13 protein-coding genes are annotated in these 17,755 nt (G+C 69.6%); 4 read left to right on the top strand and 9 right to left on the bottom strand.

Annotated features, from left to right (window positions below):
- Window positions 1-37 precede the first annotated feature (37 nt).
- The 8 genes from mmsB to SK854_RS09730 form a co-directional block, all read right to left on the bottom strand.
- Window positions 38-1,252: a multiple monosaccharide ABC transporter permease gene (gene mmsB, locus SK854_RS09765; RefSeq protein ID WP_319974685.1), complete on the bottom strand. Its 1,215-nt coding sequence runs from the start codon at window positions 1,250-1,252 to the stop codon at window positions 38-40.
- Window positions 1,252-2,754 (bottom strand): multiple monosaccharide ABC transporter ATP-binding protein, encoded by a 1,503-nt coding sequence (gene mmsA, locus SK854_RS09760; RefSeq protein WP_319974914.1) that lies wholly within the window; start codon window positions 2,752-2,754, stop codon window positions 1,252-1,254. Before mmsA ends, mmsB begins: the two co-directional genes overlap by 1 nt.
- 26 nt (window positions 2,755-2,780) lie before the next feature.
- Entirely contained in the window at window positions 2,781-3,866 is a 1,086-nt protein-coding gene (chvE, locus tag SK854_RS09755) for a multiple monosaccharide ABC transporter substrate-binding protein (protein ID WP_319974684.1), read from the bottom strand.
- Window positions 3,867-3,973: 107 nt separating this feature from the next.
- Complete coding sequence (locus tag SK854_RS09750) at window positions 3,974-4,216, bottom strand: hypothetical protein (protein WP_319974683.1); 243 nt, start codon at window positions 4,214-4,216, stop codon at window positions 3,974-3,976.
- Between the two features lie 60 nt (window positions 4,217-4,276).
- Window positions 4,277-6,853: a glycoside hydrolase family 9 protein gene (locus SK854_RS09745; protein ID WP_319974682.1), complete on the bottom strand. Its 2,577-nt coding sequence runs from the start codon at window positions 6,851-6,853 to the stop codon at window positions 4,277-4,279.
- Window positions 6,854-7,355: 502 nt separating this feature from the next.
- Complete coding sequence (locus SK854_RS09740) at window positions 7,356-8,834, bottom strand: arabinofuranosidase catalytic domain-containing protein (protein WP_319974681.1); 1,479 nt, start codon at window positions 8,832-8,834, stop codon at window positions 7,356-7,358.
- A 44-nt stretch (window positions 8,835-8,878) separates the two neighbouring features.
- Window positions 8,879-10,672 (bottom strand): ricin-type beta-trefoil lectin domain protein, encoded by a 1,794-nt coding sequence (locus SK854_RS09735; RefSeq protein WP_319974680.1) that lies wholly within the window; start codon window positions 10,670-10,672, stop codon window positions 8,879-8,881.
- A gap of 121 nt (window positions 10,673-10,793) precedes the next feature.
- Window positions 10,794-11,807 carry a LacI family DNA-binding transcriptional regulator gene (locus SK854_RS09730; RefSeq protein WP_319974679.1) on the bottom strand — a complete coding sequence of 338 codons (1,014 nt, stop codon included), beginning with the start codon at window positions 11,805-11,807 and terminating at the stop codon, window positions 10,794-10,796.
- A 164-nt stretch (window positions 11,808-11,971) separates the two neighbouring features.
- Here SK854_RS09730 and SK854_RS09725 point away from each other — a divergent pair, with 164 nt between their 5' ends.
- Genes SK854_RS09725 through SK854_RS09710 form a run of 4 tightly spaced genes read left to right on the top strand, consistent with a single transcriptional unit; the run spans window position 11,972 to window position 16,590 of the window.
- Complete coding sequence (locus SK854_RS09725; protein ID WP_319974678.1) at window positions 11,972-13,198, top strand: sugar ABC transporter substrate-binding protein; 1,227 nt, start codon at window positions 11,972-11,974, stop codon at window positions 13,196-13,198.
- A 6-nt stretch (window positions 13,199-13,204) separates the two neighbouring features.
- Entirely contained in the window at window positions 13,205-14,074 is an 870-nt protein-coding gene (locus SK854_RS09720) for a carbohydrate ABC transporter permease (RefSeq protein WP_319974677.1), read from the top strand.
- The gene (locus SK854_RS09715) at window positions 14,071-14,883 is read left to right on the top strand and encodes a carbohydrate ABC transporter permease (RefSeq protein ID WP_319974676.1); all 813 of its coding nucleotides are present in this window, start codon (window positions 14,071-14,073) and stop codon (window positions 14,881-14,883) included. Before SK854_RS09720 ends, SK854_RS09715 begins: the two co-directional genes overlap by 4 nt.
- Window positions 14,884-14,895: 12 nt before the next feature.
- The gene (locus SK854_RS09710; RefSeq protein WP_319974675.1) at window positions 14,896-16,590 is read left to right on the top strand and encodes an amylo-alpha-1,6-glucosidase; all 1,695 of its coding nucleotides are present in this window, start codon (window positions 14,896-14,898) and stop codon (window positions 16,588-16,590) included.
- On the opposite strand, the gene SK854_RS09705 is transcribed toward SK854_RS09710, so the two are convergent.
- Window positions 16,574-17,755: a mandelate racemase/muconate lactonizing enzyme family protein gene (locus tag SK854_RS09705; RefSeq protein ID WP_319974674.1), complete on the bottom strand. Its 1,182-nt coding sequence runs from the start codon at window positions 17,753-17,755 to the stop codon at window positions 16,574-16,576. The two genes, SK854_RS09710 and SK854_RS09705, sit on opposite strands and share 17 nt — an antisense overlap.

Below are 17,755 nucleotides of genomic sequence, written 5' to 3'. Positions count from 1 at the left end.
CGTTGTTGTTCGCCTTCCGGGGTGGAGAGAGGGGACTTCAGGCGCGTCGCTTGGTCCAGACGTCGTAGGCGACTGCCGCGAGCAGGACGAGGCCCTTCACGAGCATGACGCGCTCACTGGGCGCGCCGATCAGGGACATGCCGTTGTTGATCACGCCCATGATCAGGCCGCCGGTGATGGCGCCGACGACCTTGCCGACACCGCCCTGGACCGCGGCGCCACCGATGAACGCGGCCGCGATGGCGTCCAGCTCGAACGACATGCCCGCCGTCGGGCCCGCCTGGTTGAGCCGGCCGGCGAAGATCACGCCGGCCAGCGCGGCCAGCGCGCCCATGTTCACGAACACCCAGAACGTGACGGCCTTGACCTTCACGCCGGACAGCGTGGCGGCCTGCAGGTTGCCGCCGATCGAGTAGATGTGCCGTCCGAACACGGAGTTGCCGGCCATCAGCGAGTAGCCGAGCGCGAGCGCCGCGAGCAGCACCAGCACCCACGGCAGGTTGCGGAACCGGGCGAGCTGCACCACGACGGCCATCACGACGACACCGACGCCGACGATCTTGAGAACGAACACCGGCATCGGCTCGACGACCTGGCCGTAGCCGAGCCGGGCCGCGCGCTTGCGCCACTGCGACAACGCGAACCCCGCCACGAACGTGAGTCCGGCGAGCAGGCTCACGAGGTCGGCGCCGCCGAGCGGGCCGAGCGCGATGTTGCCGAGGTAGCCGCCCGTGAAGCCGTTCGCCAGCGACCGGATCTCGTCGGGGAACGGCCCGATGCCCTGGTTGCCCAGCGTCGTCAGGGTGAGCGCGCGGAACACCAGCATGCCGGCCAGCGTGACGATGAACGCCGGGATGCCGAAGTACGCGATCCAGTAGCCCTGCGCCGCGCCGATCAACGCGCCCGAGAGCAGCGTCAGCAGCACCGCCACCGGCCACGGCAGTCCCCATTGGACGGTGAGCACCGCGCAGATCGCCCCGGTCAGCGCCACCGTCGAGCCGACCGAGAGGTCGATGTGCCCGCCGATGATCACCAGGATCATGCCGATCGCGAGGATCAGCACGTAGGAGTTCTGCACGATGATGTTCGAGATGTTCTGCGGCTGCAGCAGGGCGCCGTCGGTCAGCACCGCGAACAGGACGACGATCAACGCGAACGCGACGTAGATGCCCGACTGCCGCGGGTTGATCGAGAACCGCCGTGGCTGGGCCGGTGGGGCGGCGGCGGGAGCGGGCGCGGTCTTCGTGGTCATCAGCTCTGTCCTCGCGTCATGTACTGCATCAAGCGTTCCTGCGTGGCCTCTTCGCGACTGACCTCGCCGGTGATGCGGCCCTCCGACAGCGCGTACACGCGGTCGCACAGGCCGAGGAGTTCCGGCAGCTCCGAGGAGATCACCAGCACCGCGCGGCCCTGGGCGGCGAGCTCGTTGATGATCGAGTAGATCTCGTACTTCGCGCCGACGTCGATGCCGCGCGTCGGTTCGTCGAGGATCAGCACGTCCGGGTCGGTGAACATCCACTTCGCCAGCACGACCTTCTGCTGGTTGCCGCCGGACAGCGTGCCGGTCGGCGTCGACACGGCGGCCGTCCTGATGCCCATCGACTTCCGGAACCGTTCCGCGACGGTGAACTCCTCGTTCTCGTTCACCCACCCGCGGTTCGCGAGCTTGCCCAGCGCCGCGGCGGAGACGTTGCGCTGCACGCCCTCGATCAGGTTGAGCCCGTACTTCTTGCGGTCCTCGCTCACGTACGCGAGGCCGTGCCGGATCGCGCCGCGCACGGTGCGCGTGTCGATCTCCTGGCCGTCCTTGACCACGCGCCCGGAGATGCCGACGCCGTACGAACGGCCGAAGACGCTCATCGCGAGCTCGGTGCGGCCGGCGCCCATCAGGCCGGCGAGACCGACGATCTCCCCGCGCCGCAACGACAACGTGGCGTTGTCGACGACCACCCGGTCCGGCTGGGCGGGGCTGTGCACCGTCCAGTCCTCGATGCGCAGCACCTCCTCGCCGATGTCGGGCGTGCGCGGCGGGAACCGGTGTTCCAGGTCGCGGCCGACCATGCCGGAGATGATGCGTTCCTCGCTGAGCCCCTTGGCGGGCAACGTCTCGATCGTCCTGCCGTCCCGCAGGACGGTGACGGTGTCGGCGATCCTGGTGACCTCGCCCAGCTTGTGGGAGATGATCACCGAGGTGATGCCCTCGTCCCGCAGACCGTCGAGCAGGTCCAGCAGGTGCTGCGAGTCGTCGTCGTTCAACGCGGCCGTCGGCTCGTCCAGGATCAGGAGGCTGACCTCCTTGGACAGCGCCTTGGCGATCTCGACGAGCTGCTGCTTGCCGACGCCGAGGTCGTTCACCGCTGCCGTCGGGTTCGCCTGCAGTCCCACGCGGTCGAGCAGTGCCTGGGCCTCGTGGTTGGTGCGGTTCCAGTCGATGAACCCGCGCCGGGACCTCTCGTTGCCCAGGAACAGGTTCTCCGCGACGGAGAGCTGGCCGCACAGCGCCAGCTCCTGGTGGATGATCACGATGCCGCGGCGCTCGCTGTCGCGAATGCCGTCGAACGCGCACGGCTCGCCCTCGAAGAGGATGTCACCGTCGTACGTGCCGTGCGGGTGGACCCCGGACAGCACCTTCATCAGCGTGGACTTGCCCGCGCCGTTCTCTCCGCAGATCGCGTGGATCTCACCGCGCCGCACGGTCAACGAGACCTCGTGCAGCGCGGTGACACCCGCGAACCTCTTGGTGATGCCGCGCATCACCAGGATGTCGTCGGACACAGGACCTACTTGAGCTGGTCGGCGGTGTAGTAACCGGAGTCGATCAGCTCTTTCTGGTAGTTCGCCTTGTCCACGGGAACGGGCTGGAGCAGGAAGGACGGCACGACCTTGTTGCCGTTGTCGTAGTCCTTGGTGTTGTTGACCTCGGGCTTGCCGCCCTTGAGCACCGCGTCGGCCATCTTCACCGTGACGTCGGCGAGCAGGCGGGTGTCCTTGTGGATCGTGGAGTACTGCTCACCGGCGATGATCGACTTCACCGAGGCGACCTCGGCGTCCTGACCGGTGACGATCGGGTAGGCCTGGCCGGCCGTGCCGTAGCCACCGCTCTTGAGGGCGGAGAGGATGCCGATCGAGATGCCGTCGTAGGGGGACAGGACGCCGTCGACCTTGGCACCGCCGTAGGTCGAGGTGAGCAGGTCCTCCATGCGCTTCTGCGCGGTCGCGGGGTCCCAGCGCAGGATCGCGACGGTCTTGAAGTCCTTCTGGCCCGACTTCACGACGAGCTTGCCCTGGTCGACGAGCGGCTGGAGCACGGACATGGCGCCGTTGAAGAAGAACGTGGCGTTGTTGTCGTCCGGCGACCCGGCGAACAGCTCGACGTTGAACGGGCCCTCGCCCTTCGTCTTCAGGCCGGCCAGCAGCGAGTTCGCCTGTTCCACGCCGACCTTGAAGTTGTCGAACGTCGCGTAGTAGTCGACGTTCGGGCTCTTGCGGATCAGCCGGTCGTAGGCGATCACCGGGATCTTCGCGTCGGCGGCCTGCTGCAGCTGCGACGTGATCGCGGTGCCGTCGATCGAGGCGACGATCAGGAGCTTGGCGCCCTTGGTGATCTGGTTCTCGATCTGGTTGGCCTGGGTGGGGATGTCGTTCTCCGCGTACTGGAGGTCGACCTTGTACCCCTTGCCCTCCAGGGCCTTCTTGATGTTGTCACCGTCGTGGATCCAGCGTTCGGACGACCGCGTCGGCATGGTGACGCCCACCAGCGCACCCTCGCTGGAGCCGGTCTGCTGGTCGACCGTCTTCTCCGCCGAACCGCAGGCGGCGAGGGTGACGGCGAGTGCGGTGGTGGCCGCGATCCTGGCAAGCCTCATTGCTTCTCCTCGATGTCACCGACAGGCAACAAATGCTGTAGGCGGCGAGTGTTATCGCTAACAACAGGCTCGTCAAGTTTCATCTGGATAACAGCAGGTAGTTCCTGTTAGCGCTCACAGATGCCACAAACGCCGAGCGCCAGCCTCGGGTTGCCGAGGTCGACGGACGCGTTTCTGGCGGCCTCGGCCCCGCCGGCGGGCAGTGCCTGGTGCCAGGGGCTTGGTGGGTCGCCGAGCCGGATGTTCGAGCTGGTGTCGCATGCCGCTTCCGGGCCCGCCCTCGTGCCGGAGGCCGCGTGGTCGGGCATCGTGATCAGGCGATACTGGCGCAGCTGGGAAGCCGTGTCCACACCACGAACGCAAAGCGCCCGCTGCCACCGGAGTGACAGCGGGCGCATCCCTGGTGCGGGTCAGGCGATCTTGCAGGCCTTCCCGTTGATGGTGAAGGCGGTCGGGTCGGTTCCGGTGCCGGAGCCGTTGAATCCGATGTGGACCGTCTGGCCGGGTCTGACCTGCCCGTTCCACGGCATGCTGGTCGCCGTCACGTCCCGCCCGGTCTGGCTCCACGTCGCCGACCACCCGGCGGTGACCTTCTGGGTGCCGGGGAACGCGAACCCGAGCTTCCACGAGGTCCACGCGGTCGTGCCGGTGTTGGTGAGCTTCACCTGCGCGGAGAGGCCGTCGTTCCACCTGCCGGCGGTGAAGCCGACCTCGCAGTCCGGCTTCGGCGCGGACGTCCCGGACTTCTCCGCTGCCCAGCCCGAGACCCAGGCGAGCGCGGAGTTCCAGTTCACCGCCACCTCGTTGACCGAGTAGGCGCCGATGTCGTCGACCCAGCACTTCTGCTGCGGGCAGCCGGCGAGCAGTCGCTGCGCCACCGGGTCCTGCAGAGCGCTGTTCGGGCCGCCGGACAGCGAACCGGCCGGCGCGATCGGCAGGGTTGGGTCGTTCTGGTTGGCCCAGAACCGGTGGTGCGCGTTGCGCATCGCCTGGTCGCCGTAGCCCGCCACGTACGAGGTGCTCAGCGGGTTGCGGCCGAGGACGTAGTGCAGTGTCTCGAACACGCCGTCGCGGTACTTGGCCGCGCCGGTGAAGTCGTGGGCGAGCGCGAGCACCTGGGCGTTGTTCAGAACCGCGGAGTTCGAGCCCCAGACGTACCCGTCCACGCTGTTGTCGTACGGCGCGGCGTAGCCCATTCCCGCCATGGCGGTCAGGTGCTGGTCCGCGACAGTCGCGAACGCGGACTTGATCGCCGCGACGTCCGCCGCCGGCAGGCCGTTGGGCGCCAGGGCGAGCGTGATGTCACCCAGCGGCGCGGTGCCGCCCCAGTAGAAGCCCGCCCTGGTCAGACCGGCCGCCTTGTAGTGCGGCGAGGCGGTCACGTCGGTCCGGTACGTGTTGTCACCGGTGGTCGCGTACAGCTCCGACGCTGCCCAGTAGAACTCGTCGCTGACGGTGCTGTCGCTGTAGGCGCCACCGCCGGTGCCGTCGTTCGGATCGGCGATCTTGGCCGGGTTCGCCTTGGCCGCCGTGTAGGCCTTGCGCGCCGCCGTGAGCAGTGTGGCGGAATACGTCGCGTCGATGCCCTTCCACAGCCGGGACGCCTGCGCGGCGACCGCGGCGAGGTTCAGCGTCGCGGCGGTGCTGGTCGCGGACAGCCTGCGCGGCTGGTCGTCCAGTTCGGGCCGGGTCGGCAACGCCGTCCAGTTCGCGTCGTGGATCTTGTGGTGTGCCATGCCGTCAGGTGCCTGCATCTTCAGCAGGAAGTCGACCTCCCAGCGCGCCTCGTCGAGCAGGTCGGGCACGCCGTTGGTCTTCTCCGGGATGGCGAGGGTGCCGTCGCGGAACGCGGACGCGTCGCCGACGCGGGTGGCCCGCTCGTAGGAGTTGAGCAGCTGCCAGGCCGCGATGCCGCCGTTGACCACGTACTTGCCGTGGTCGCCCGCGTCGTACCAGCCGCCGCGCACGTCGAGCGTGTAGCCGCAGGCGAGGTCGGCCCGGCACGGCACGTTGTCGTCACCCTGGTTGGGTGCGACGTTGATGTGCCCGGCGGGCCGGGAGTACTCGTCCCCGACGTACTGCGCCTCGATCGGCGTTCCGCTGCGCTGGTGGTAGAAGAACGCGAGCGAGTCGTAGCGCAGCCGCTTGATCGGGTCGGCGGAGATGTCGAACGGGAAACTGCTGTCCTCACCGACGGAAAGCGTGTATCCGGTGCCGGCCGTGTCGAACGACGAGAAGTCGATCTGGTGCACCGAGTCGCCGGACGTGGCGTCCGCGCCCTTCGGCGTGCTCTGGCCGGTGGCGACGGCCGTGCCCGCGGAGTTCTTGAGAGTCCACGTCTGCGGAGTCGTCGCCGTGGAGACGAGGGTCGCGCGCTTGGGCAGACCCGGCACGTACCCGACCAGGTCGACCTGGACCTTCTTGGTGGGGTTGGGATTGACGCCACCGGGCGGCTTCACGCCGCCGACCACGGAGACGTTGTCCACGCAGATCGTGTTGTCGGCGGCCTGTCCGCCCAGCTGGAACGCGACCTGGCCGTTGCCCGCGTCCGGGAAGTCCAAAGTGGACGTGAAGGTGAACGTGAAGCGCTGCTTGGCGGTGGAGAGCGCGAACTGCTGGCTCGCGATCCCGCGGTACGGGCTCACGCTCTCGCCCGCGGCGGCCGTGATCGGCTGCGCAGTGGTGGCGCGGGCGTCGAACGAGAACGTGTAGGACTGGCCGGTCTCGAACGGAACGCCGTTCTGGCCGATCAGGGCGTCCCACGGGTTCGTGGTCCCACCGGTGACCGCCGCGCACAACTCGCCGCCGGTGACCCGGTTGGTCACTCCGGCGCCGCTCCACCAGGGATCGGCGGCGCCGCTGTCGAACGTGCCGTTGAGCACGCGTTCGTAGTCCGCCGCCGCGGCTGCGCCCGCGGTCTGGAGTGAGGTCGCCGTCAGCACCGCGAGCAGGGTCGCGGCGAGGAGACGTGGGGATTGCGATCTCATCGGGATTCCTCCGTGGATACCCCGGCCTTCAGGCTGGGGAGGAAACGGACCCCTGCGGAGTAGGACAAGGACGGGATTTCGCCTCTAGGGCGAAAGTCCATGCTCTGACCCCCAGGTTGGGTGGTTGGTGGAGCGGCTTGTAGAGTTGTCGCGCCTGGTCGGCGGTTACCAAGTCGGCCGGGGCTACCGCCGGGCTGGCGGGATGTCAGGTCTGTGGAGCTTGTGTAAGACCGTGGGCGGTACACCGTCCCTTCGCTGGAGACCCCAGGCGGCAACGGGCTGTGAAGCAGAAACTCGACCCGCGAGGGAAGAATCTCCCTGCTACAGCTGGGAGAGAGGTCAAGCTGTGAGGTTCTCCGTCCTCGCGTCGATGATCGGCCTGGGAGCGCTCCCAGGCCGACCGTAGGCGGAGTCCGGCGGCGGCTACAAGCCCCGTTCGGTCACCGAACGCTTTCGACGGTCGATTCGACTCGAACCGCCGGGCGCCACCGGCGTGGGCACGTCACCCGGTCGTCCACTGCTGGTTGCCGCCGCCGTGACACGTCCACAGGATCGTCTTCGTGCCGTTGGCGGTGGCGGCCCCGTTGACGTCGAGGCAGAGGCCCGACTGCGCGCTGCTGACGGTGCCGTTGGCGTTGAACTGCCAGCGTTGTCCGGCTCCGCCGTCGCAGGCCGCGATCACCACCGCGGCGCCGGTCTGGGAGCCCGACGCGGCCGCACACCGGGTCGAATCTCCACTGTAGACGGTCAGCTGGCCGGAGGCGGTGCGCGTCCACGTCTGGTTCGTGCCGCCGTTGCAGTCCCAGATCTGCAGTGGTGTTCCCGCCGCGGTGCTGCCCGCGTTGACGTCCAGGCACCGACCGGCGGCGACCGAACGCACCGCTCCGGTGGCACCGGAACCCCCGCTGCTGTACCCGGCCGCGATGATGTTCGCCTGCACCGCGTTCTCGGTCGCGTCGGACGGGTAGCCCGACACCATCGCGCCCTCGTAGAAGGTGCCCGCGCTCAGGTTGGCCCCACCGCCCGGTTTGCAGCAGTCGCCGCCGCTGCCGAGGATGATGGCGCCCTGCTTCCTCATCGGGCTGTAGCCGGGTGGGAGCGAGCCGTCCCACAACGTCGTCACGCCACCGGACTGCGCGTTGGCTCCCTTGATGGCGAACCGCGAGGTCCCGTTGTTCTTGAGCATCGCCGTGACGAACCTGTTCGGGAATGCCCGCTGGTTGGGGTTCCAGGACTGGCTGCCGCCGGAGAAGAGTCCCCATTCGAGGTCGGCCTGCACCCACGGGCCGGTGCCGGAGCACCCGCCGAACCAGCACTGCGTGCTGAAGTTGATGGCGTCCATCGCCCCGGCGGCGTCCGCGCTGCGGGTCGTCTCGCTGTTGCCGTAGTCGAAGCAGCAGCCGCCGTTGACGTGCGTGCCGCTGGTGACCATGTACATGCCCTCCGGCGCACTGCCGGTCGGGACACCCGTCAGGTGGCCGTCGCGCCAGTAGCTGTTGCCGGGGTTGATGTAGAGCGAGTAGGCCTTGCCACCACCGACGGTCAGCGACTCGGAGGTGGCGGTGGCGGGCCTGCTCTGGCTGGAGCCGGGAACGACGCTGGAACCCTGGTACCACAGGTCGTTCCCGCGTCCGGACTGGTCGTAGACCACGGTGATGACGCAGGAGGTGCCCGCGCAGAACGTGTCCTGCGTCGCCGCGTTGGCCGTGCCGCCTGCGGCCACCACGGCGATGTCGCGCGTGGTGTTGTCCGATGATCGCCGGACTTGGTAGAGGTTGCCGCCGTACGAGCCGTAGAGCGCCCGCACGGTGCTGTGCGCGGCGACGCAGGGTGTGCCGCCGGCGGCGTAGATGTCACACGGTCCGGTGCCGGCCGCTGACGCCGGCGCGCTGTCCGGTGCGACGGCCAGTGCCGCCGCGAGGCACATCCCCAGTGCGGCGGCCAGACGGCGACGCACCTTGCTTTGAGCCTTCACTGTCATGAGGTGCTCCACTGCGTTGTGGACGGACATGACTCGCCTCGGGACTACCGGCCCCAGAGACGCCAGGTCTGGTTGAGCTCACTGCCCTGGGCGGCGGACTTGCACGCCCACTGGATGATCCGGGCGCCCGCGGCGGTGGAGATCCCGTTGACGTCCAGGCACTTGCCGCTGTGCCGCGCGACGAGCTGGTAGTCGTGCGGGTCGTTGCCGCTGTAGGTGACCTTGCGCAACGCGTACTGCTGGCTCGCCGAACCGGGGGAGCAGGTCTGCTGCACGACGGCGGCACCGTCCGCGGCCGAGGGGACGTCGAGGCACTTGCCCGACTGCTGGTTCACGACGGTGTAGGTGTCGGCGACGCCCTGCACGGGCGTGAAGTTCCACAGCTGCTGGTCCCCGCCCTCGCAGTGGAACTGCTGCTGCGGATTGCCGTCGGCGGTGCCCAGGTTGGTGTTGTCCAGGCACTGCTGGGAGTGCTGCGCGGCAGCGACGGACTGGAAGCCGCTGTCACCGGGCGGCAGCAGCGTGACGGTGAACGTCTCGTCGACGCTGTTGTGCGGCACGGTGACCGTGATGTTGTTGCCGGACAACGACACCACGGAGTTCTGCACGGTGACCGGCCCCTGCACGGCGCCGCCGTTGTTGTACGGGATGCGCTGCACGAGCACCCGCACCTGGTTGTTCTGCACGAGACCGGTCGTGGTGTCCAGGCGCTGCAACGTGATCGCGACGTTGCCGGTCGTGCTGCCGCCGCCGACGAGGACCTTCGCCACGCCGCCGGCCTTGGTGGCGAAGGAGTCGTACGACTGGCTCGGTGTCGTGGAGACGATTTGGCCGGTCTGCGAGCCGTAGAACCGGTAGGCCCACCACTCGCCCTTCGGCTGGTGCTGTCCAGCGGAGTTGCGCACCAGCAGGTTGCCCAGGTCGTTGTGCAGGTTGCCGGCACTGGCCCAGTTGGCGCGCAGGCCGTCGGCGCCCGCCCGTTCGAGCCGCGCGATGTACCACGCGCCGTCGCCGGGGTTCTGCTCGCTGGACGCGCCGTACTCGTTGATCTGGTACGGCCTGGGGTGCGGGATGCCGCGCGCGTCGAGCGTCGAGTTCGCCACCGCCACGTTCGCCACCGGATCGCTCGGCAGCGCGTGCCAGCTGAAGATGTCGGGCACGACGTTGTTCGCTCGCACGAAGTCCAGGTACTGGGTCCACCAGCCGCCGGTCGACGGCACCCCGGCATGGCTCGGCCCGACGATCAGCTGAGTGGGGAAGGCGGCACGGACGCGCTGGTAGGTGCGGCGCCAGAGCTCGAAGTACTGGGACTGCGGCCGGTTCCAGAACAGCGTGATGTTGGGCTCGTTCCAGATGTCCCACTGCACCGGCGCGCCCGTCGCCCGGACGTCCGCGATCAGGCGGGTGAGGAAGTTGTCGTAGTCGGTCCAGTCGCCGTTGTCGCCGGGGAAGCGCGAGATCGGGTAGCCGTCGGCACCCCAGAGGTCGTGGGGCAGCAGGACGAACTCGCCGCCCAGCGAGCGGGTGCGCAGGAGCTGGGCCCTCGTGGCGTTCCAGCGTCGGTCGTACTTCCCCGACACCCAGCCACCTGGGCCGTCGAGCTGCGCGCCGCCCGCCCTCATGTAGCGGAACTTCACGTCGCGGAAGAAGTGGTCGGCGGGGCCCGCGGCGTTCTCCGTCATGCCGTAGATCCAGCCGGACGCGCGGTAGGCCGGTGTGCCTCTGGTGACGGAGAAGTCGACGCTGATGGACTCGTTCGCGGCCTGGGCGGGGGTGGTGAAGGCGAGTGCCGACGCCACGACGGCCAGGAGGACTGTGCTGGTTCGTCGCTGAACCATGTGGGACTCCGTAACGGGTCAGGGGTGACGGAGAATCGAACCGGTTCGATCGAGAAATGAAGGTACGCCCGAGCGACGAGGGACAGCAATGGACCGGAGGGTCGAACCGATTCGTCTCCGGTCAGCTCCTGCGGCGGGCTCCGGTGCTGGAGCGCAAGGTGATCGGGGGAGCGAGCAGCGCGTGCCGCGGCGGCGCGGACGGGTCGGCGATCTGCTCCATCAGCAGGTCGACGGCGAGCTGCGCCATCTGCCCGGCGGGAACGTCCGCCGCCGTCAGCGGCGGGTGGAAGTCCAGGGCCAGCCGGTCGGCGATCACGCCGGTGAGCGAGAAGTCGCGGGGCACGTCGAGCCCGGCGCGGTGCAACGCGCGCTGCACGCCGGGCAGCGCTGACTCGTTGATCGTCACGGCCGCCGTCACCTCCGGGCGGCGCTCGAGGATCTGCTCGAAGCAGGCGAGACCGGCCGCCGGGTCGTCGGCGCAGCACACGTCGTGCGCCGTCATGCCGAACCCCTCCGCGGTCTCGAGGAAGCCGGCCGACGCGCGCATGGCGGGGCCGTAGCCCGACGCGACCAGCTCGTCGGAGCGGTTGATGAGGACGACGTGCTCGTGCCCCAGGTCGGCCAGGTGCCGCACGCAGCGGCTGATCAGGCCCGCGTAGTCGACGTCGACCCACCGGGACGCGGCGGAGTCCACGACGTGGCCGATCGTGACGAACGGCAGGCCGGAGGTGGTGAGGCGGTCGACCCGCGGGTCCCGCAGGAGGATCTCCATCAGGATCACCCCGTCGACCCTGCGGCCGGTCACGACGCGGTCGAACGACCTGTCGTGGTCGCCGCCGCTCGGCGACAGCAGCACGTCGTGGTCGTACGCGGCGGCCACCTCGACGACGCTGGCGACGAAGCTCAGCTGGACGTCGGTCAGCCGGGTGCTCGCGGGCGGGATCACGAGCCCGAGCGTCCTGGTGCGCCCCTCGGCGAGCGCGCGGGCGCTGGCGTTCGGGCGATAGCCGAGCTCGGCGATGACGTCGTTGATCCGCCGCACGGTCGCCGCGGAGACCGGTCGCTTGCCGCTCAACGCGTACGACACGGTGCTGCGCGACACGCCGACCCGTTTGGCGATCTCTCCGATGTTCATGCCCGTTCCCGTCTCCGGTCCGTCGAATGAACCGGTTCGACCATCGACAATCGTAGGCCACTGGCTCTTGCGACGTTTCGTTCGACACGGCTACGTTGGCGCGATTCCTCCAAATCGAACCGGTTCGATGAATGTCGTCAACGAAGTCGGCAGGAAGGACCAAGATGCGACGCGCGGCTGTTCCGAGGCTCCTGACCGCGGCCTGTCTGGCCGTCTCCGCGACGGCCTGCTCCTCCGCACCGGGCGGCTCCTCGCCCGACACGTTCTCCGTGTGGGACCCGTACCCGCAGTTCGCCGCCGGCTCCGACTGGGTGCGGACGATCGAGGGGTGCGCGGCTCAGGCGGGGGTGAAGGTGCAGCGCCAGGCCTACGACACCACGGACCTCACCGGCAAGGTGCTGCTCGCCGCGCAGCAGCGCACCGCCCCGCAGGTGCTGGTGGTCGACAACCCCGTGGTCTCCACGCTCGCCGAGGCCGGGGTGCTCAGGCCGAACTCCGACGTCGGTCTCGACGCCTCGTCGGCCTCGCCGAACCTCGTGGCCGCGGGAACGTCGAACGGCCAGACCTACGGCACGCCGATCGGCGCGAACACGCTCGCCCTCTACTACAACAAGGCGGTGCTCGGCGCCGCCGGCGTCGACCCCGCGTCCGTCACGGACTGGGCCTCGCTGGACGCCGCTCTCGGCAAGGTGAAGGCCGCGGGCAAGAAGGGCATCACGTTCTCCGCGATCGGCACCGAGGAGGGCAGCTTCCAGTTCCTGCCGTGGTTCTGGGGGTCGGGCGCCACGCTCACCGACCTGTCGTCCGCCGACGCGGTCAGCGCGCTGACGTTGTGGAAGTCCTGGCTGGACAACGGATTTGCGCCCAACTCCGTGGTCGGCAACACCCAGACCACCAGCTGGCAGGAGTTCGCCACCGGGGAGTACGCGTTCGCCGAGAACGGCACCTGGCAGCTGCAGAACGCGAAGAAGGCCGGCTTCGAGTACGGCGTGATCGCGATCCCCGGCCGCACCGGGGGCACCGCGCCCGCGCCCACGGGAGGCGAGTTCGTCACCGTTCCGGCGCAGGAAGACAACGGCACGGAGACCAAGGCTGCACAGATCGCGACCTGCCTGACAGCGCCGGACCGGGTGCTCGCCACCGTCACCGCGCTGACGTACGTCTCGGCGGTGCCCTCGGTGCGGGAGCAGCAGGTGGCCGCGGCGCCGGAGCTCAAGGTCTGGGTGGACGCCGTGCAGAACGCCAAGGGCCGCACCGGTGACAACCTCGGCACCCGCTATCCCCGGATCTCGCAACCGCTGTGGGGCGCCGTGCAGGCCGCGCTCACCGGTGCGAAGACACCGGAGGCGGCGTTGAAGGACGCCCAGGCCGCCGCGGCGTCCGCGAAGTAGCCGCCGGTGCGCACGCGACTCACGGGGTGGGCGTTCGTGCTCCCGCTCGTGGTGTACCTGCTGGTGTGTTACGCGTATCCGTTGTACACCAACGTCGATCTGAGTCTGCGGAACCACACGGTGCGGACGTTCGTCCACGGCGGTGCTCCGTTCGCCGGATTCGCCAACTACGCCACCGTGTTCGCCGACCCGGCCTTCCGGACGGCCCTGCTGCACACGGTGGTGTTCACCGCGGTGTCGCTGTTGTTCCAGTACACCATCGGCTTCGCGCTGGCGGTGTTCTTCGCCCGCCACTTCCCGCTGTCCGCGACCCTGCGCGCGTTGTTCCTGGTGCCCTGGCTGCTGCCGCTCATCGTGTCCGCGTCGACCTGGGCGTGGTTGCTCAACAGCGAGTCCGGGCTGGTCAACGCGGCGCTGGTGGCCGTGGGCATCGGGCCGGTCAACTGGCTGACCTCACCGTCGTGGTCGCTGGTGTCCGTCGTCATCGCCAACATCTGGATCGGCGTGCCGTTCAACCTCGTGCTGCTGCACAGCGGGTTGCGCGGCCTGCCGCCCGAAGTGCACGAAGCGTCCTCGTTGGACGGAGCGAGCGGCTGGCAGATGTTCCGCCACGTCACGTTCCCGTTGCTGCGCCCGGTATCGGCGATCACCCTGCTGCTCGGCCTGGTCTACACGCTCAAGGTGTTCGACATCATCTGGATCATGACGAGGGGCGGGCCGAGCGGATCGTCCTCCACGCTCGCCACCTGGTCCTACGAGCTCGGCTTCGGCGGGGCGCTGCCCCGGTTCGGGCCGAGTGCCGCGGTGGGCAACGTGCTGATCCTGATGGCACTCGCGGCGGGCCTGGTCCACATCCGCGCGCAGGAGCGCACATGAGGACCCGGTACTGGCGCACCGCGGCCGGACTGCTGATGACCGCGGTGATGCTGTTCCCGGTCTACTGGATGGTCGTCGTGTCGCTCACGCCGGCGCGGGACATGCGGAAGTCGCCGCCGAGCCTGTTCCCGGCCTCGCCCACGCTGGAGGGCTACGAAAGGGTTCTGCGCGAACAGTTGCCGTACTTCGGCACGAGCCTGCTGGTGGCACTGGGAACCGTCGTGCTCACCCTCGCACTGGCCGCGCCCGCCGCGTACGCGCTCGCGAAGCTGTGGCCGGCGGGGCGGCGCGCGTTCGGGTTCGTCCTGCTCGTCGCGCAGATGATCCCGGGGATCATCATGGCGCTCGGCTTCTACGGCATCTACGTCCGCCTCGGCATCACGAACACCGTGTGGGGCCTGATCCTGGCGGACTCGACGGTCGCGGTGCCGTTCGCCGTGCTGGTGCTGACCGCGTTCATGGCCTCGGTGCCGGACGAACTGCTGCAGGCCGCGCGGATCGACGGCGCGGGACCGTGGCGCGCGTTCGTCTCGGTCGTGCTGCCCGCGAGCCGCAACGGCGTGATCACGGCGGCGCTGTTCTCGTTCCTGTGGGCGTGGTCGGACTTCCTGTTCGCCGCCACGCTCGACTCCGGCGGGGCACTGCAACCGCTGACGCTCGGCATCTACCGCTACATCGGCAACAACAACCAGGAGTGGAACTCCATCATGGCCACCGCCGTGGTCGCGTCCGTACCGGCGTCCGTGCTGCTCGTGGTGGCACAACGCTTCGTCGCCGCCGGACTGACCTCCGGCGCCGTGAAGGACTGAGAGGGGTCCGGCGTGACAACCGAGTTCTCCGTGCGTGAGATCCCCTTCAGCCGGTACGGCGCGTGGTTCTGCCTCTCCCCGGTGGTAGGACTCGCCGAGTACGCCGACGACGTGCACCTCGTGTCGCACCGCAACGGCATGCACCCGGTGCTCTCGTTCGTTCCGCTGCTCGGCGGCGAACGCGTTCCGGTCGAGGTGACCGCCGACCCCTCGGCACTGCGCTGGCGGACCGGAAGTGGCAGCGTCACGGCGGTGTTCTCGTCACCGGACGCGGTGCGGCTGCGCGGTACCGGCCTGGGCCTGCGGATCAGTGCCGTGCAGAGGACGCTGACGCCGTTCACCGGCACCTACCTCTTCGCCGATCCCGCCGGTGGGCTCGTCTTCACCTCCTACGAGACCGGGCACCGCCTACGTCTCACCGTCCAGTCCGGACAGTGGCGGCCGTGTGGCGACCAGGAGCTCGGGGACGCGGAGCGCGGGATCGTGCTGGACGACGAACCCTGGGAACTGACGATCGAGGAACTCGGCACGACCCGTCCGCCGTCCCGGCCCGCGAACGACTTCGACGACGCCGTGGCGGACGTGCGGGAGGAGTTCGGCTGCTTCGCCGAGGCCGTGGCGCCCTGGCGCGGCGACCGCACCCCGGCCGCCGAGCTCGCCTGCTACGTGCTGTGGTCGGCCACCGTGCGGCCCGCCGGGTTCGTCCACCGGCCCGCCGTGCTGATGTCCAAGCACTGGATGGACAAGGTGTGGAGCTGGGACCACTGCTTCACCGCGCTGGCACTGGCGCCCGGCGCGCCGGGGCTCGCCTGGCAGCAGTTCCAGGTCGTGTTCGACCACCAGGACGAGCACGGCGCGCTGCCGGACTCGGTCACCCATTCCGAGGTGCTGCGCAACTTCGTCAAACCGCCGGTGCACGGATGGGCGCTCTCCCTGCTGCGGCAACGACTTCCGGGCGGACTGCCCGACGCGGGGCCGACGTATCGGCAGCTCCGCGCGTGGACCTCGTTCTGGCTGGAGCACCGAACGGCCCCCGGCAGCCTGTTGCCGCACTACGAGCACGGCAACGACAGCGGGTGGGACAACTCGACGGTGTTCCGGGAGGAACGCCTCGTCCGCTCGCCCGACCTCGCCGCCTTTCTCGTGTTGCAGCTGAAGGAGCTCGCCCGGCTCGCCGCCGAGGCAGGGGACGAGCCGGCGCGGTGGTCGGAGCAGGCGGACGCGCTGCTCGACGAACTGCTCGACGAGCTGTGGCGGGGCGACCACTTCGTCAGCCAGGGCGTGGCCAGCGGGACGAAACGGCGCAGCGCGAGCCTGCTCGACCTCATGCCCGTGGTGCTGGGGGAGCACCTGCCGCGGGAGGTCTTCGACGCCCTGTGCGCCGGTGTCGCCGCGCACCTCACGCCCGTCGGCCTGGCCACGGAGGAGCCGGGCTCGCCCTACTACGAGCCCGACGGTTACTGGCGCGGACCGGTGTGGGCGCCCGCCACCGTGCTGATCGAGGACGGCCTGCGCCGCGGCGGCGCGGTGGAGCTGGCCGACCAGGTGAGCGCGCGGTTCCTGGCCACCTGCGAGAAGTCCGGGTTCGCGGAGAACTTCGACGCCCTTACCGGGGAAGGGCTGCGCGACCGCGCCTACACGTGGACGGCCGGGGCTTACCTCGTGCTCGCCGGGGAGGTCGGACGCAGCGCTACACCCCGGCGTTGAGAACGGGGCTCTCCTCACCCGCCTCCACCGCGTGCAGGCGCCGTCCCGCACGCTCGGGCCGGATGTGCGTGCCGCCGGCCGACGGGTGGGGGAGCAGGTGGCTCGACGCGGCGATGGTCTGCTCGTCGAGCCGCACGCCCAGCCCCGGGCTGTCGCCGAGGACGTAGGCGCCGTCCTCGACGTGCAGGTCGAGCGAGACGCCCACCGCGGGCCGCAGGTCCTGCAGTTCGCTGACCAGGTGGTTGGGCACCGACGCGGCGCCGTGCAGCAGGCCGATCGGACTGGTGCCGATGGGACTCACGGGCAGGTCGTGGGCGTGGGCGAGGGTGGCGACCCGGAGGAAGTGGGTGATGCCCCAGACCCCGGCCGTCTGCACGATGTCGACGGCGCCGGCCGCCATGAGCGGACGGTGCTGTTCGAGCCCGGTCAGGTTCTCGCCGGTGGCGACGGAAGCCCGGATTCCACGGCCGACCGCCGCGTGGCCCTCCACGTCCCAGCGGCGGACGGGTTCCTCGACCCACGTGAGGTCGAAGGTCCGTTCGAGTTCGCTGACGTACCGGACCGCCTGCTTGCGCGTCCACGTCTCGTTGACGTCGAGCATCAGGCTCGGCCGCGCGCCGTCGCCCGCCTCGGTCAGGACGTCCCGCACGAGGGCGAGGCGATGCCGGTCGCGGTCCACGTCCAGGCCGCCCTTGAGCTTCGCCGCGCGCAGTCCGCGATCGGCATAGCCCTGGTACACGGCAACGAGTTCGTCGTCGGTCAGCGCGATGTCCAGCGCCGAGGCGTAGGCGGGCACGCGGCGGTCGCGGCCGCCGAGCAACCGCCACAGCGGTTCCCCGGCCGCCTGGGCCTTGATGTCCCACAACGCGCTGTCGAACGCGCCGATCGTGCCGAACACCGCACCGGCGTGGCCCGCCTTGAACATCCGGCGCAGCATCCGGTCGTACAGGGCGGTGACGCAGCGCGGGTCCTCGCCCTCGATGGCGGCGAAGACGGCCTCGATCTCCACGTGCGGGCCGAGTCCGACGCCGGTGAGACCCGCGTCGGTCTCGACGACGACGATCGGGACCCGGACGAGGCCGTCGGGGATCACGCCGTTGGCGTCGCCGACAGGACGGCCCCAGTCCTGGACCGTGGTGAGCGTCCGGTAGCCAGTGATGCGCAT

The organism is Lentzea sokolovensis, from assembly GCF_033949975.1.
Lineage (GTDB): Bacteria > Actinomycetota > Actinomycetes > Mycobacteriales > Pseudonocardiaceae > Lentzea > Lentzea sokolovensis.
This window is presented reverse-complemented; position numbering and strand designations above follow the sequence as displayed.

What these genes read in the sequence shown, in the direction of transcription:
- SK854_RS09705 (WP_319974674.1), bottom strand. Translation starts at nt 17,755, where the DNA reads ATGCGCATCACTGGCTACCGGACGCTCACCACGGTCCAGGACTGGGGC.
- SK854_RS09740 (WP_319974681.1), bottom strand. Translation starts at nt 8,834, where the DNA reads ATGACAGTGAAGGCTCAAAGCAAGGTGCGTCGCCGTCTGGCCGCCGCA.
- SK854_RS09735 (WP_319974680.1), bottom strand. Translation starts at nt 10,672, where the DNA reads ATGGTTCAGCGACGAACCAGCACAGTCCTCCTGGCCGTCGTGGCGTCG.
- mmsB (WP_319974685.1), bottom strand. Translation starts at nt 1,252, where the DNA reads ATGACCACGAAGACCGCGCCCGCTCCCGCCGCCGCCCCACCGGCCCAG.
- SK854_RS09730 (WP_319974679.1), bottom strand. Translation starts at nt 11,807, where the DNA reads ATGAACATCGGAGAGATCGCCAAACGGGTCGGCGTGTCGCGCAGCACC.
- SK854_RS09745 (WP_319974682.1), bottom strand. Translation starts at nt 6,853, where the DNA reads ATGAGATCGCAATCCCCACGTCTCCTCGCCGCGACCCTGCTCGCGGTG.
- mmsA (WP_319974914.1), bottom strand. Translation starts at nt 2,754, where the DNA reads ATGCGCGGCATCACCAAGAGGTTCGCGGGTGTCACCGCGCTGCACGAG.
- SK854_RS09715 (WP_319974676.1), top strand. Translation starts at nt 14,071, where the DNA reads ATGAGGACCCGGTACTGGCGCACCGCGGCCGGACTGCTGATGACCGCG.
- chvE (WP_319974684.1), bottom strand. Translation starts at nt 3,866, where the DNA reads ATGAGGCTTGCCAGGATCGCGGCCACCACCGCACTCGCCGTCACCCTC.
- SK854_RS09725 (WP_319974678.1), top strand. Translation starts at nt 11,972, where the DNA reads ATGCGACGCGCGGCTGTTCCGAGGCTCCTGACCGCGGCCTGTCTGGCC.